This window comes from Arthrobacter sp. 10N418 (genome assembly GCF_056394725.1).
On the sequence record NZ_JBFTIK010000006.1, the window covers coordinates 62849 to 78018 of the forward strand.

The window sequence follows — 15170 nt, forward strand, 5'->3', positions numbered from 1 at the left end:
CGCCGCTAGAGCGGCAGCAAACCGGAGAGGTCGGCGCGCAGGCCGGAGGCGGCCACCCGGCCGGCGGCGACGGCGTCGGTCCAGCCCAGCTGTCCGCTGACCATCGACAGCCAGGTGTCGGCGTCGCACTCAATAACGTTCGGGGGAGTGCCGCGCGTGTGCCGCGGGCCTTCCACGCATTGCGTTACGCCAAAGGGCGGGACACGGACCTCCACCGAGTTGCCGGGTGCCCGTGCGGTGACTTCCTCCAGCGAGTAGCGCACCGCCGTCGCGAGCGTGCTGCGGGAGAGGGGGGAGGCGCCGGCGCCTGCGTCCGGCGCCGGGACGGCCGCCCCCAGCCACGCGGCCAGCGCGGCGCGGCCTTCGTCGATGGCGATGCGGCGGCGGGCGACAGCCACGGACTAGTCCAGCAGGGCCGAGACGGCGCGGCCGAGGCGGATCTTGCCCACAGGGCGGCCCCCGCCCAGGACGGGATCGACGACTTTCTCCAGCACGCTGGACACTTCCGGGATCTCGACGGCGCCGGATGCAGCAAGGAGGGTCAGTCCGATCAGCGTGGTGGCCCGGATGTTGCCGTCAAGGATCTTGATGGCGACGGAAACGCCCTGCGGGGTGGCCATCACCAGGACGCCTTCGGCGCCGACCTTGGCCAGGATGCCGAGCTCGTCCATGACAATCGTGTTGGCCTGCCCGCGTCCCTGGACGGCCCAGGGGTAGTCCAGCATGGACGTCGCGATCGTGGCGGCGCGCGCATTGGAGTTCTTGTCCCCGGGGGCCTTGGCCAGCTTCGAGAACGCCCGTGCCAGGCCGGTCAGCGACACGGCGGCGACGGGGGCGCCGCAGCCGTCGATGCCCAGGTGGGCGATGCGTTCGCCGCAGTACTCCTCGATGACGGTGCGGACGCGCTGCTGCAACGGGTGGTTGGGCTCAAGGTAGCTGTGGGTGTCCCAGCCGTTTTCCGTGCACGCCCAGAGGAAAGCGGCGTGCTTGCCGGAGCAGTTGAACGCAAGCCGGGACTTGCCCCGCTCAGTCTGGACCAGCCAGTTCCTGGCCGTCTCGTCCTCGGGCCACGCGCCCGGGCACTGCAGCTGGTCTTCCTTGACCCCGGCCGCCTTCAGCATGCCCTCCACGACGTCCATGTGGTCGAGCGAGCCGACGTGGCTGCCGCAGGCGATCGCCACCTGGGCCCCGCGCAACGGGACGCCGGACTGCATGGAGGCGAGGGCCTGCAGCGGCTTGAGGGTCGACCGGGCAAAAATCGGGGTGTTGATGTCACCCAGTTCGGTCACGATAGTGCCGTCCGCGGCCAGTACGACAGCCGAGCCGATGTGGCGGGATTCGACAAAGCCGCTGCGTTCAACGACTGCCAGTTCGACGGCGGACTCGACTGTGAAGGTGGCATGCGGGTTCAGGGGCATGTAGCAAGTCTAAGGTGCCCGGTGGGGATACCCCGGTTATTCCACGGTCACCATGACGGACTGCCAGCCGGAGGCGCCGTCGGGCACGGGATCCGCCCGCTTGTCCGTCTGCAGCTCACCGGTGCCGTCGGTGGCACGGGCCTTGATGTAGTGCGGGCCCGGGGTGGCATCCCAGTCAAGGGACCACTGCCGCCAGGTCACGACGGATGCCTCGTCGGAGAGGACCGCCTCCATCCACGGGCCGTTGTCGATCTGGACCTCGACCTTGGTGATGCCGCGGGTCTGGGCCCAGGCAGTGCCGCCGAGGGCCACCCGGCCGGCGGGCACTTTGGCGAAGGATTTGGGGACCTCGACCCTGGCCATGGTTTTGATCGGGCCGCGCTCGGACCAGCCGCGCTGCGTCCAGTACGCCTTGTTGTCGGCGAAGCGGGTGACTTCGAGATCCACCACCCATTTGGTGGCCGAGACGAATCCGTATAGCCCGGGAACGACCATGCGCACCGGGTAGCCGTGTTCCAGGGGAAGAGCCTCGCCGTTCATGCCGATCGCCAGCATGGCGTCCCGGTCATCCTGCAGGACCTCCAGCGGGGTGGAGGCGCTGAAGCCGTCCACCGAAGTGGAGAGCACCATGTCGGCGCCCTGCTTGGGCCGGGCCATTTTGAGCACGTCGCGGATGGGCATGCCCAGCCACTTGGCGTTGCCGGCCAGGTTCCCGCCGACGGGGTTGGAGACGCACGTCAGGGACACATGGGATTCGATCAGTTTCGCATCAAGCAGGTCCTGGAAACTGAGCCGTACTTCCTGCTCCACCAGGCCGTGGACACGCAGCTCCCAGTCCTGGGCGTTGATCTCCGGCACGCTGAGGGCCGTGTCGATGCGGTAGAAATCCTTGTTCGGGGTGAGCCATGGCGTGACACCGGGAGTCCTGGACTGCACGCCAGCGGGAACAGCAGCGGCAGGCTTCGCCGGGGCCGGCAGCTTCAGGGATTCCCGGGCCTGGGCCACGTTGCTGCGGGCCGCGCTGAGCAGCCGCCCGCCCGTGGCGGCGATGACCGACGCCGCGGCGGTGATGCCCGTGGCGGCGAAGAAGGCGCGGCGGCTGGTGGCCGGGCGTTCGGGCTCCTTGGCGGCCACGTCGGCGGCCATGTCCGGCCACGCCCGCATCCGCCACAGGCGCGTGATGAGCAGCCGCAGCACGATGAGGCCGGCCACGGTGCCGATCAGGGACGGAATGGCATCCACGGGCTTCACGCTGGCCCGCGTCACCACGCTGGCGACGATGACGGCGCCCATGACGAGCACCCCGGCCACGCCGAGGGCCCATTTGCGGTAGGCCACCACACCCAGCACGCACGCCAGGATCAGGATCGTCAGCCCCATGCCGACGAACAGAGCGGCCTTGTCGTTGGTCCCGAACGTGGTGACCGCGAAGTCCTTCATCCACGGCGGCGTGAAATCGATGAAGGTCGATCCCAGGGCGATCAGCGGTGTCGCCCGCGCTGTGAAGAACGCGCCGACCAGTTCCGCGACGGACAATACGACGGCGGCGGCGGCCACACCGGCCACCGCGGCCAGGGCGGTGGCACCTGAGAACCGCTGCGTGGGCTTCTTGCTGGGCTTCTTCATACAGGCTGTTCGTAGCGGCACGGTCCGCGGATTGTCCTGCGAGTGGACATGCTCACCGGGCCTCGGGGGACATGTCCAGCCTGGGCCCGAGGAAGGGGCATGTCCGGGCACAAGATTGGGCATGTCCAGCCCTGGGCCCGAGGAAGGGGCATGTCCGGGCACAAGATTGGGCATGTCCAGCCCTGGGCCCAAGGAATGGGCATGGTGGCATTATGTCCAGTGGCCGCGTCCGGGACTGGGCATGTCCCGGTGGTTGCGCGGCGGTTCCAGAGTGGACATGTCCAGCCTTGGGCCTAGGGAATGGGCATGGTGGCATTATGTCCAGTGGCCGCGTCCGGGACTGGGCATGTCCCGGTGGTTGCGCGGCGGTTCCAGAGTGGACATGTCCAGCCTTGGCCCTAGGGAATGGGCATGGTGGCATTATGTCCAGTGGCCGCGTCCGGGACTGGGCATGTCCCGGTGGATTGCCTGCGGCTGGGCATGTCCGGGCATGCCCAGGCACAAGATTGGGCATGTCCAGCGGCAGTCACAGCTTAGGAGCCTTCGGGTCCAGCACGTACCCTTGGAGACTGTGAAGGTACTTGTCATCGGCCCCGGCGGCCGCGAACACGCCATTGTCCGATCCCTGCTTGCAGACCCCAACGTGTCCGAGGTCCATGCGGCCCCGGGCAACGCCGGCATCAGCAAGCTGGTCCCCACACACGCCATTGACGCGAACGACCCTGGCGCGGTTGCCGCCCTGGCCAGCAGGCTGACGGCGGACCTCGTGGTGGTCGGCCCGGAGGCGCCCCTCGCCGCCGGAGTGGCCGACGCCGTCCGCGCCGCCGGCATCCCGGTCTTTGGACCCAGCAAGGCCGCGGCGCAGCTGGAAGCATCCAAGGCCTTCGCCAAGGAAGTCATGGCCGAGGCCAGCGTGCCCACGGCAATGGCCCGGGTCGCGAGCAACGCCGAGGAAGCCGCCGACGCCCTCGATACCTTCGGCGCACCCTATGTCGTGAAGGACGACGGCCTCGCCGCGGGCAAGGGCGTCGTGGTCACCAACGACCGGGACGAGGCCCTCGCCCACGCCCAGAGCTGCTTCGACACCGGCGGCACGGTGGTGATCGAGGAGTTCCTCGATGGCCCCGAGGTCTCTGTGTTCGTCCTCTGTGACGGCCGCAACACCGTGGCACTGTCCCCGGCGCAGGACTTCAAGCGCATCTTCGACAACGACGAGGGCCCCAACACCGGCGGCATGGGTGCCTACACGCCGCTGGAATGGGCGCCCGAAGGCCTCGTCCAGGAAGTCATCGACCGCGTGGCCCAGCCCACGGTCAACCAGATGGCCCACCGCGGCACGCCGTTCGTGGGCGTGCTGTTCGTCGGCCTGGCCCTGACCTCCCGCGGCACGCGTGTCATCGAATTCAACGTCCGCTTCGGCGACCCTGAAACCCAGGCCGTCCTGGCCCGGCTCAAGACCCCCCTGGGCGGGCTGCTGATGGCAGCCGCCAAGGGCGAACTGGACAAGGTGCAGCCGCTGCGCTGGTCCAAGGACACCGCAGTCGCCGTCGTCGTCGCCGCGGAGAACTACCCCGGCACGCCCCGCACCGGGGACCGCATCCGCGGGCTCAAGAAGGTCGAGGCGCTCGAGGGCGTCCACGTCATCCACGCGGGCACGAAGCTTGACGCCGAGGGCAAGGTGGTGTCCGCCGGCGGCCGTGTCCTCGCCGTCGTCGCCCTGGGGGCCGACCTGGTGGAGGCCCGCGAACGGGCGTACGACGGCGTCGAGCTGGTCCAGCTGGACGGCGGCCAGTTCCGCACCGACATCGGACGCAAGGCGGCGCGGGGCCAGATCCGTGTAGCGGCCCCTGGGGCCCCGGCCGCGTCGAAAGCGAAGGCATGACCGTGACCGAATCTCCATCATCGACGCCGGAAACCGCCGCCCCGAAGGGCGGGCTGGACACCGCGGCCCTGGACCTGCCCGGCTGGAGGCACGTCTACTCCGGCAAGGTCCGTGACCTGTACGTTCCGGTGGATGAGTCCATCACGGCGAGCTTCGGCCGCGAATGCGTCCTGGTGGTCGCGAGTGACCGCATCAGCGCCTACGACCACGTGCTGGCCAGTGAGATCCCGGACAAGGGGCGCATCCTGACCCAGCTGAGCCTCTGGTGGTTCGAGCAGCTCGGGGTCGAACACCACGTGCTCGCGTCGACGGTCGGCAGCGGCGTCCCGGCCGCCGTCCAGGGCCGGGCGATGATCTGCAAGAAACTGGACATGTTCCCGGTGGAATGCATCGCCCGCGGCTACCTCACTGGGTCCGGCCTCCTGGAGTACAGGCAGTCCCGCACTGTGTGCAGCATTCCGCTGCCGGAGGGCCTGGTGGACGGGTCCCGTCTCGCCGAAGCCATCTTCACCCCGTCGGCCAAGGCCGAGGTGGGCGAGCACGACGAAAACATCACCTACGGCGCCGTCGTGGACCTGGTGGGCGAGGACATCGCCGCCAGGCTGCGCGAGCTCACCCTGGCGATCTACACGAAGGCCGAGGCCATCGCCCGCGGCCGCGGCATCATCCTCGCCGACACCAAGGTGGAGTTCGGCTTTGACGCCGCCACGGGCGTCATTACGCTGGGGGACGAGGTGCTGACCCCGGACTCGTCACGTTTCTGGGATGCCGCCACCTATGAGCCCGGCAAGGCCCAGCCCTCCTATGACAAGCAGTACGTCCGTGACTGGCTGACCTCGGCCGAGTCCGGCTGGGACAAAGCGTCGGACGCGCCGCCGCCGGCGCTTCCAGCCGACGTCGTGGTGCGCACCCGCAGCCGTTACGTGGAAGCTTACGAGAAGCTCACGGGCCGGGCGTTCGCCTAGCCTGCCGGGTGCCTGCCGGTGCCGTTGCTGCAGCCTATGCTTCCGCCGAGGCTGCGGCCTCGGCGCGCCGCTGCGCCAGACGGATTTCCAGCACCGCGTCCATGGCTTGCTGGACCCGGTCCGAGGCTCCCGCCGCGCTGAATTCCTTCTGGGCTTCTTCGAGGTAGACGAGCGCCTCGGCGGATTCCCCGGCGGCCTTGAGGGCCTTACCCAGCAGCAGCGAGACCTCCCCGGCCGTATGCCGGGCGAGTGACTCCCGTTCGGCGTGGATCTCGCGCAGTTTTTGCACGGCTGCGACGATGTCCCCGGTGAGGTAGAGCCAGCGGGCCCGGATGAACGCCACTTCCAGCTGGTCCGTTTTGTTGCCGCCCACGATTGAGAGCGCCAGTTCGGCACGTTCGATCGAGGACAGGGTTTCCGGTTCCACAATCCCCGAGGAGAGCCGGACAGCCGCGGAGGCCTTGTTGAACCGGGCCCAGAGGTCGATGTCGTTGGCGGGCGAGAGCAGCCTGGCGGCACGCTCGTGATACTTGATGCCCTCGGGGTAGTCGTGGCGCATGAAGGCCACGTTGCCGATAACCCAGGCGACCTCGCCGGCGAGCTGGGACATGGAGTGGTCGTCCATCTGCTCGTTCATGGCCTGGCAGTATTCCCAGGCCTCATCGAGCCGGCCGCTCTCGGCCAAGGCGCCGATCAGTGAGCGCAACGCGCCGATGATCATCGTGGAGCCCTTGGGCAGCTGGGCGCAGAGCTTCACAGCTTCCTGCGCGTTCTCCACGGCTGCGGTCAGCTGGCCCTGTCCCTGGGAGGCGGCAGCGAGCATCTGCCGGGCCCTGACGCCGAGGCCGGCCGATTCGGCGGCCATGGGGTGGTCCAGGAGGTGCTGGATCACGTCCTTGCATTCTTGCCACAGTCCCTGTTTGATCAGGCATTCGGCCTGCATGTAGGTCATGTTCCACCACGCGCTCGTGTTCTTCGCTTCCAGGGCGATCTTGGCGGCGGCGGCGGCGTGGGCGGCGGCCACCGGGTAATCCCGGAGGTCCCAGGCCTGGCGGGCGTACAGCCCTGCGAGCACGTACTCGGCGTCGCTGACGGACACGGGCTGGCTCCAGGCCTCCAAAGCCTTGGGGGCAAGCTCAAGCCGACGGGCGAGCTCCTCAATAACATCGGCGGTGGGTTCGCGGCGCCCGGTTTCCAGCAGCGAGATGTAGCTGGGGGAGTACAGGTCGCGGCCCAGCTCCGCCTGCGTCAGGCCGCGCTCAAGCCGTTCCGCCCGGAGCTTCTCCCCAAATCCGTTTCCCACGGATACCTCCTAATTCCGGACATTCTTTGTACTAAATGCTTGACAGTCTCTGTGGAAAACATTTTACAATGTATGTCAACAAGGGTAGTGCTGACTTGGTAAGGACCCCGACTCATATTGAGGAACTCTATGTTGAAGAAGATTGCAGCCGGCGTCGTGCTTGCGGGCGCGCTGGCATTCTCCGCTGCGGCCCCGGCCGTCCTGTCCGCCGCGTCCCTCACCGAGAACTCAGGCGTTGCCGCCGTCGGCAACTGGCCCGATCCCATGTCCGTGCCTCAGGCGGTAGGGAACTGGCCCGATCCGATGGTCTACTCCACCAACGTCGGCAACTGGCCCGACCCCATGTAGCAGGACCTGTTGTCACAGGCCGCAGGCCAGAGCTTCGCAGCCCCGGGACACGGTGTTCCGGGGCTGTTTTGTGCCCGGACAGCGGTCCAGGTGTGACAGGGGCGGACCGAGGAGGCGCGCCAGGCCCGACCCGGGCGGGCCCCGGCGCACCCGGGATCGGGCATAAAAAAGAGGGCCTTCCGAATGGAAGGCCCTCTTCTGATTGGTCGGGATGACAGGATTTGAACCTGCGACCTCGTCGTCCCGAACGACGCGCGCTACCAAGCTGCGCCACATCCCGATCCGCTGCAAAAGCAACTTCACAAGAGTATCCGATGGGAGCCCCGGATGTGAAATCGGGGTACGGGCCATGCGGCGGACTGCCGGGCCGGATCAGACCAGGGAGTCCTTCCAAGCTCCGTGCAACTGCGCGAAGCGTCCGCCGCCGCCGATCAACTGCGCCGGGGTCCCGTCCTCGACGATGCGCCCGTCATGGACCACCAGGACACGGTCGGCAGTCTCCACCGTGGAGAGCCGGTGCGCGATGATCAGCGCCGTCCGCCCGGCGTCGGACCCGCCACCACGTACTCCGCGCAGGAGTTTCGACAGCCCGGTCTGGACCAGGCGCTCGGACGGGATATCGAGCGAGGAGGTCGCCTCGTCCAGGATCAGGACGGCCGGCCGGGCCAGGAATGCCCGGGCAAAGCTGATCAGCTGGCGCTGTCCCGCGGAGACGCGGCCGCCGCGCTTGTTGACGTCGGTGTCGTAGCCGTCCGGCAGTTCCGTGATGAACCCGTGGGCGCCCACCGCCTTGGCCGCGTCCTCGATCTCCCCGCGGGAGGCTTCCGGCCGGCCCAGGGCGATGTTGTCCGCCACCGAGCCGCTGAACAGGAAGGCTTCCTGCGTGACCATGACGACGTTCCTGCGCAGGTCTTCGGTCGTGAGCTGGCGCAGGTCCACGCCGTCCAGCGTGAGCGACCCGGAGGAGACATCGTAGAAGCGGGCAATCAGTTTCGCCAGCGTGGATTTGCCGGCCCCGGTCTGCCCCACGAGGGCGACGGTCTGGCCGGCGGGGATGTGGAGGTCCATTGTCGGAATGATGACGGGGCCGTCGCCGTAGCGGAATTCGACGCCGGCGAAATCGATGGTTCCTTTCGCGTCGGCCAGGGCCACGGGGGACTTCGGCGGCCGGACCGTGGGCACTTCCTCCAGCAGGCCGGAGACCTTCTCGAGGGCCGCCTGGGCGCTCTGGAAGGAGTTGTAGAACATGGCCATCTGGTCCACCGGCTGGAAGAAGCGCTTGGTGGACAGAATCAGGGCCAGGAGCACGCCCACCGCCAGCTCGCCGCTGAGGACCCGGAAACCGCCCAGGAGCAGCACGACGGCGACGCAGACGTTGCCGATCAGCACCAGGCCTGGCTGGAAGATGCCGTTAAGGTTGATGGAACGGACCGTCGCGGTGCGGTAGTCCTCGGAAAGCTCGGCGTAGCGGGCGGCGTTCTCGCGCTCCTTCCGGAAGGCCTTCACGGCGCGGATGCCCGTCATGGTCTCCACGAAGTGCACGATCAGGCGGGCCGAGACGACGCGGGATTGCCGGAAGGCGATCTGCGAGTGCTTCTGGTACCAGCGGGACAGAAAATACATCGGCACGCCCGCGGCCAGGACCAGCAGTCCGCTGCGCCAGTCCAGGGCGAACACCGTGATCGCCGTGAATGCCATGAACAGCATCCCGGAGGCCAGCGAGCTCACGCCCGAGTCCAGGAGTTCGCGCAAGGCCTCCAGGTCCGAGGTCTGCCGGGCGATGATGCGGCCGGAGGTGTATCTCTCGTGGAATTCCAGGCTCAGCCGCTGGGTGTGCCGGAACACGCGGACGCGCAGGTCCAGGAGCATCGACTGGCTGAGCCGGGCGGTCGACGTGACGTACAGCGCGGTCAGGCCGGCTGTGGCGACGGCCGCCGCGAGATAGGCGGCCCCGGCGAGGACCAGCGGAAGGTTGTCGCCGGCGAGCAGGGCCGGCAGGGCGTGGTCGATCCCGAAAGCGATCAGCGCCGGGCCGGCCACGCGGGCGGCCTGGGACAGCACCACAGCGGCAATCGTCAGCCAGAAGCGCCCCCGGACAGGGCGGATCAGGGAGCCCAGGAGGGCCAGCGACCGCCGCTGGACGGCCTTGCTCTCACCCTTGGTGAGGTGGGCGTTGTCCTCATTGGCGGTGCCGAACGTTGCGCTGCTCATCGGGAAATCTCCTCGGACTGGTCCTCGAGGGCTGACAGTTCTGAATCCAGGTCCCGCGGTTCCGGATCCAGGCTGGCAATCACGTGCCGGTAATGGCTGTTCTCCGCCAGCAGCCGGGTGTGGGTCCCGACGGCGGTGATCCTGCCGCCTTCAAGAAGCGCCACCCGATCGGCAAGGGCCACAGTGGACGGCCGGTGGGCGACGATCAGCGTGGTGGTGTCCGTGAGGACCTCCCGCAACCGGGCCTCGACCCGCTCTTCGGTATTGACGTCCAGCGCCGACAGCGGGTCGTCGAGGACCAGTATCTTCGGCCGCGCGGCGATGGCACGGGCCAAGGCGATGCGCTGCCGCTGTCCGCCGGAAAGGCTGAGGCCTTCCTCGCCGATCAGGGTGTCCAGCCCCTCGGGCAGGGAGTAGGCGAAGTGCGCCTGGGCGACGTCAAGTGCTTCCTCCAGGGCCGCCTCGCGGCGCTCCGCCGAGCTGTTCTCGGGGAGGCCAAGGAGGACGTTGTCGCGCACCGAACTCGAAAACAGGGTCGTGTCCTCGAAAGCCACAGCGACCACGGTGCGCAACTCCTCGACGCGGAATTCGCGCAGGTCCACCCCGTCGATCGTGATGGACCCGTCGGAGACGTCATAGAGCCGCGGGACAAGCTGGAGCAGGGCGCTTTTGCCGCTGCCTGTGGTGCCCACGAGGGCCATGGTCTCGCCCGGCGTGATGTCCAGGGAGATGTCTTTGAGGAGCGGCCTGTCCGGGGCGTCCTCGAAGGCGAACGTGGCGTTCCGGAAGCTGAGGGCGCCCTTGAGCTCGGAGGGCCGGCGCGGGGTCTCCGGACTGGTGATGGTGTTCTCCGAGTCCATGACCTCAAAGTGCCGGTCAATGGCGGTCTTGGCAGTGAGGGCCATGGCCAGCAGCATGCCGCAGAACTCGACAGGGGCGGCGATCACGGCCGCCGTGGCGAAGAACGCCACGAGGGCACCGATGCTGAGCTCGCCGCGGGAGGCGAGGAGGACGCCGACGACAAGCGCGGTGCCGAGGGCGAGCTCGGGCAGGAGCGTGACGACGAGGCTGAAGGTGGCGAGGTGTTTGGCCTTGGCGATCTCGGTCTGCCGGAGCTCCTCTGCCTGCTCGTTGAAGTTCGCGAGGGCCTCGCGGCTGCGCCCGAAGGCCTTCAGCACCCGGATGCCATGGACCGATTCCTCGACGGTGGTGGCGAGATCGCCTGCCTGGTCCTGGCTGCGGCGGGCCACTTTGCTAAAGCGCGTCCTGAACCGGAAACCGTAAATCATGATGGGCACGGCCGCGGCCAGGAAGATCAGGGCCAGCTGCCAGCTCATCGAGAACATCACAACGACGCCGATCACCACCGTGAGCGTCGTGACGACGAGCATGATGGCGCCGAACGCCATCCAGCGCCGGAGGAAGTTCAGGTCCGTCATGGCGCGGGAGAGCAGCTGCCCGGAGCCCCAGCGGTCATGGAACGAGACCGTGAGGTCCTGAAGGTGGCCGTACAGGGAGACGCGCATCCGGGTTTCCACGGTGGTGGCCGGGTTGATGACGAACTGGCGACGCAGGGCCACAAGGCCGGCCTCCGCGATGCCCAGGCAGAGGACAACGAGCGAGGCTGTCCACAGCGCGTCCGTGCTTCCGCCCGGCTTGAGGGAGTCGTTAATGAGCACGCGCAGCACCTGGGGGATGGCCAGGGCCACCACGCTGGCCGTCAATGCGCAGAGCAGACCCATGACGAGCCGCGGAATGATCGGCCTGACGTGGGGGTAGAGGCGGCTGATGGATGTGAAAAACGGAGTCTGCTTGGCCATGCCTGCTTCTTAAAACGCGCGTGCGAGATCTAGAACCGCTAGATGTAGTTTCCTGTAGCAACTACCCTAGGCCATGACGTGAGCTGATTCACACCGTATCTTGCGGCATCTGGATCTCGCCCAGTGATTATGTTCCGCAATGCAAATCCGGCCGGCCGCGCCCGCCGGGGGACATGTCCAGTCCCGGGTCCGGGGGTTGGGCATGGTGCCATTATGTCCATCGCTGCCGCCCCGGGGAGGGCATGTCCCCCGGGGACCGGCCACACGGGGAGAGCAAGCCCGCTGAAGGATGCGGGAGCGGTACAGGCTCAGGCGCGGGAAGTGAGGGTCAGCAGCACGGCCTCGGGCTTGCAGGCGATGCGGACCGGCGCGAAGCGGGAGGTGCCGATACCGCCGGAGACGTTGACCGGCGTCGTGCGTCCGTTGCTTTCCCAGTCGTTGAGGCCCTTGGCGCGCCAGGTGGGGAGATCACAGTTGGCAACGAGGGCGCCGTAGCCGGGAACGCAGATCTGGCCGCCGTGGGTGTGGCCGGCCAGCAGGAGGTCGGCTCCGTCTTCAGTGAAGTGATCGAGCACGCGCTGGTAGGGCGCATGCGCGACGGCGACCCGCAGGTGCGGATCGGAGTCCCTGCCCTTGGTGCCCCGGGGCCAGCCGGCGTACCGTTCCAGACCCAGATGCGGGTCATCCACGCCGGAAAAATCAAAACGCATGCCCTTGAGCACGAGCGACTGGCAACGGTTGGTCAGATCCACCCAGCCGCCCATGCCAAAGCCGGAACGCAGCCGCGGCCAGTCCAACTCCCGGTTCTTCCGCTGCGAGGACGGGTCCAGGAAGCGCGAGGACGGGCCCAGGAGATATGCGGCAGGGTTCTTGAAGATGGGCGCGACGTAGTCGTTGGAGCCGGGCACAAACACGCCGGGGAACTCCATCAGGGGACGCAGCGCCGCCAGCAGGGGATCGATGGCCTTGGCGTGGCTTAGGTTGTCGCCGGTGTTCACCACAAGGTCCGGCGTCAGGGCCGCCAACGACTCGAGCCACGCGGCCTTCCGGCGCTGGCCCGGCACGAAGTGTATGTCCGAGAGGTGCAGCACCCGGAACGGGCCGAATCCTGCGGGCAGAATGGGCAGCGTTTCCTCCCGGAGGACGAACTGGTTCTTCTCCCACAGCCCGTACCCGGTGGCGGCGGCCCCGGCTGCAGTCCCGAGCGCGGCGGTCACGGCGAAGCCGCGCCCGATGCTACGGACGCGGCTGGCCACGGAACTTCCCTGGCTCATCGGCTACGGCTGCTTGCCGGGGGGCGTGGCGTTACCGTTGCCCGGCTGGGCGCCCTGCGTCGCCGGCGCCGACGGCGCGGGCGCATTTGTCGGCGCAGGCGCCGGTGCAATGTTCTGCGTTGACGGGAACGTCTGGCGCGGCGGTGCGACCGGTCCGGTGACCATGTTCGACGGCGGGGCCGGGAACGGGTTGGTGCCGTACGCCGGGGCGACCTGGGACATGTAGTTCGAGAACTGCGGTCCGGCGATCATGTAGCCGTCGATGCCCTTGTAGAACTTGCCGTTGATGGTGATGTTCTGGCCGGCACGGTGCTGGCCGTTCAGGGGATCGCCAAACCAGGTGGCCGTCGCCAGACCTGAAGTGTAGCCCGCGACCCAGGTGGAGCTGTTGTTGTCGTTGGTGCCCGTCTTGGCGGCGACAGGGAAGGTGGTCCTGGTGGAGATCCGGGGCTGGATGAGCGAGCCAGAGCCGCGGTTGAGGACTTCCTGCATGGCGTAGGCGACGCCGTGGGCCACGTCGGGCTTGATGGCATCCCGGCAGCTGACGGACTGGGCCGGCAATTGGGCGCCCGCCGGGTCGGTTACCGACTCGATGGCGATCGGATCGCAGTACTTGCCGTCGTCGGCGAAGGCGGCAAAGGCGCTGGCCATGGTCAGCGGCGCCGTCTGGGTGGAGCCGATCAGGTTACCGAGCGTGGTCATCGGCACCTTGGGGTTGGGGTCGCCGTTCGCCGGGTTGCCCGCGTGGACGCCCAGGGAGTCCACGACCTTCTGGATGCCGCACAGGTCCAGCTGGGCCGCCGAGGCAAAGGTGATCGTATTGATGGAGTTCGCCAGGCCGTCAAGGACGGACATGTACTTGTAGTGGTCCGGGTCGGCGTTCTGCAGGTCATGGCTCTGGTTGGTGTCGTCATACCAGCCGACGGTCGGCGCAGGGCACGTGTTCTTCCAGGGGAAGTTCTGCGGGTAGCGCCGGACCGCGCCGTTGAGCAGGGTGTTCATGGGCTTGCCCTCATTGAGCCACTCCGCGAAGGTGAACGGTTTCATCGTGGAGCCCGGCTGGAACCCGCCGAGGCCGTTCAGGTCGTTGCCCTTGGCGTCCTGCACATCGACGTTGAAGTTCTGGGTCTGGTCGAACTTGCCGTCGGTGGGGAACCAGACGGTGTTCTGGGCCATGGAGACGATCTTGCCGCTGCCCGGCTGGACGGAGACCAGCGAGGCTCCCCACTTGTCCGGGTTCGCGCCGGCAGAGGCGTCGACCTGGGTCTGTGCCACGGCCTGGGCCTTGGGATCCAGGGTGGTCTTGATGGTCAGGCCGCCGCGGAAGATCTTGCGTTCACGCTCGGCGGCGTCGGCGCCGTAGGCCGGGTTGTTCAGCAGCAGGTGCAGGACGTAGTCGCAGAAGTACGGTGCCGTCGTCGCGTAGGCGCAGCCCTGGTGCGGCTGGTTGACCTTGGTAACCACCGGCGTCGCCACGGCGGCGTCGTAGTCGGTCTGGTTGATCTTGCCCTGGGTCAGCATGGACTTGAGCACCAGATCGCGTCGGACCTTGGCGTTGTCCGGGTGGGCGATCGGGTCATAGAAGGACGGGCTGTTCACGACGCCGGCCAGCAGTGCGGCCTGGGGGAGGGTCAGGTCCTTGGCGGTGGTGCTGAAGAAGAACTTGGAAGCGGCTTCGATGCCGTAGGCGTCACGGTTGAAGAACACGATGTTGAGGTAGCCCTCGAGGATCTGGTCCTTCGTGAATTTCTTCTCCAGGGCGATGGCGAGTTTCATCTCACGGAGCTTGTCGCCGACACCTTTGTTGACACCGTTCAGCAGGACCTGGTCGCCCTTGCCCTCGGATTCAAGGGAGGAGTTGATGACGTTGTTGACGTACTGCTGCGTGATGGTCGACGCGCCCTGCTTCTGGCCGCGGGCGGTGCTGACCAGGGCGCGCAGGATGCCGGTGGTGTCCACGCCGCCGTGCTCGTAGAACCGGTTGTCCTCGATGGCGATGATCGCATTCTTGATGTTGGGGGACATCTGGTCCAGCGATACCCGCGTGCGGTTTTCCGCATAGAGGTTGGCGATGACGCTGCCGTCCGACGCGAGGACGGTGGTCGACTGGCTGGGCGGGTCCACCTTCAGCTCGGCAGGGAGGGTGTCAAAGAATTGAATCGACCCGCTAGCTGCGCTGCCGGAAACAGCGGCCGCGGGGACAAGGAGCCCCGCCACCAGGACGCCACAAATGGCGCTCACGCCCAGGAAAAGAAGAAGCTTTCCGAGGGTGGTGGCCGTGTCGAATAAAGGGTTCTTACCAGTCGCCATGTTTTCCACTTTA

General features: G+C 67.5%; 11 protein-coding genes and 1 tRNA gene. 3 read left to right on the forward strand and 9 right to left on the reverse strand.

Annotated elements, in window-relative coordinates:
* Window positions 1-5: 5 nt before the first annotated feature.
* From AC1DCZ_RS06440 to AC1DCZ_RS06450, 3 genes are read right to left on the reverse strand one after another with little or no spacing between them, the layout of a single operon-like run.
* Window positions 6-398: a sterol carrier family protein gene (locus AC1DCZ_RS06440; protein WP_476973847.1), complete on the reverse strand. Its 393-nt coding sequence runs from the start codon at window positions 396-398 to the stop codon at window positions 6-8.
* A gap of 3 nt (window positions 399-401) precedes the next feature.
* Window positions 402-1418: an asparaginase gene (locus tag AC1DCZ_RS06445; protein ID WP_476973848.1), complete on the reverse strand. Its 1017-nt coding sequence runs from the start codon at window positions 1416-1418 to the stop codon at window positions 402-404.
* A gap of 36 nt (window positions 1419-1454) precedes the next feature.
* On the reverse strand, window positions 1455-3044 hold the full coding sequence (locus AC1DCZ_RS06450; protein ID WP_476973849.1) for a molybdopterin-dependent oxidoreductase: 1590 nt from the start codon (window positions 3042-3044) through the stop codon (window positions 1455-1457).
* Between the two features lie 571 nt (window positions 3045-3615).
* Here AC1DCZ_RS06450 and purD point away from each other — a divergent pair.
* Window positions 3616-4926: a phosphoribosylamine--glycine ligase gene (gene purD / locus AC1DCZ_RS06455; protein WP_476973850.1), complete on the forward strand. Its 1311-nt coding sequence runs from the start codon at window positions 3616-3618 to the stop codon at window positions 4924-4926.
* Window positions 4923-5891, forward strand: coding sequence for a phosphoribosylaminoimidazolesuccinocarboxamide synthase (locus AC1DCZ_RS06460; RefSeq protein ID WP_476973851.1), 969 nt, complete (start codon window positions 4923-4925; stop codon window positions 5889-5891). The genes purD and AC1DCZ_RS06460 overlap by 4 nt, the downstream gene beginning before the upstream one ends.
* A gap of 34 nt (window positions 5892-5925) precedes the next feature.
* Here the strand turns inward: AC1DCZ_RS06460 and AC1DCZ_RS06465 are convergent, their stop codons facing one another.
* Window positions 5926-7194 carry a helix-turn-helix domain-containing protein gene (locus AC1DCZ_RS06465; RefSeq protein WP_476973852.1) on the reverse strand — a complete coding sequence of 423 codons (1269 nt, stop codon included), beginning with the start codon at window positions 7192-7194 and terminating at the stop codon, window positions 5926-5928.
* A 129-nt stretch (window positions 7195-7323) separates the two neighbouring features.
* Here AC1DCZ_RS06465 and AC1DCZ_RS06470 point away from each other — a divergent pair, with 129 nt between their 5' ends.
* Window positions 7324-7542 carry a hypothetical protein gene (locus AC1DCZ_RS06470; protein WP_476973853.1) on the forward strand — a complete coding sequence of 73 codons (219 nt, stop codon included), beginning with the start codon at window positions 7324-7326 and terminating at the stop codon, window positions 7540-7542.
* 203 nt (window positions 7543-7745) lie between these two features.
* On the opposite strand, the gene AC1DCZ_RS06475 is transcribed toward AC1DCZ_RS06470, so the two are convergent.
* The 5 genes from AC1DCZ_RS06475 to AC1DCZ_RS06495 all read right to left on the reverse strand — a co-directional run bounded on the left by AC1DCZ_RS06475 (window position 7746) and on the right by AC1DCZ_RS06495 (window position 15157).
* A tRNA-Pro gene (locus AC1DCZ_RS06475) sits at window positions 7746-7822 on the reverse strand.
* 92 nt (window positions 7823-7914) lie between these two features.
* The gene (locus AC1DCZ_RS06480) at window positions 7915-9753 is read right to left on the reverse strand and encodes an ABC transporter ATP-binding protein (protein WP_476973854.1); all 1839 of its coding nucleotides are present in this window, start codon (window positions 9751-9753) and stop codon (window positions 7915-7917) included.
* Complete coding sequence (locus AC1DCZ_RS06485) at window positions 9750-11573, reverse strand: ABC transporter ATP-binding protein (protein WP_476973855.1); 1824 nt, start codon at window positions 11571-11573, stop codon at window positions 9750-9752. Before AC1DCZ_RS06485 ends, AC1DCZ_RS06480 begins: the two co-directional genes overlap by 4 nt.
* Before the next feature lie 308 nt (window positions 11574-11881).
* The gene (locus AC1DCZ_RS06490) at window positions 11882-12847 is read right to left on the reverse strand and encodes a metallophosphoesterase (RefSeq protein ID WP_476973856.1); all 966 of its coding nucleotides are present in this window, start codon (window positions 12845-12847) and stop codon (window positions 11882-11884) included.
* Between the two features lie 3 nt (window positions 12848-12850).
* Entirely contained in the window at window positions 12851-15157 is a 2307-nt protein-coding gene (locus AC1DCZ_RS06495; RefSeq protein WP_476973857.1) for a transglycosylase domain-containing protein, read from the reverse strand.
* Window positions 15158-15170: the final 13 nt, after the last annotated feature.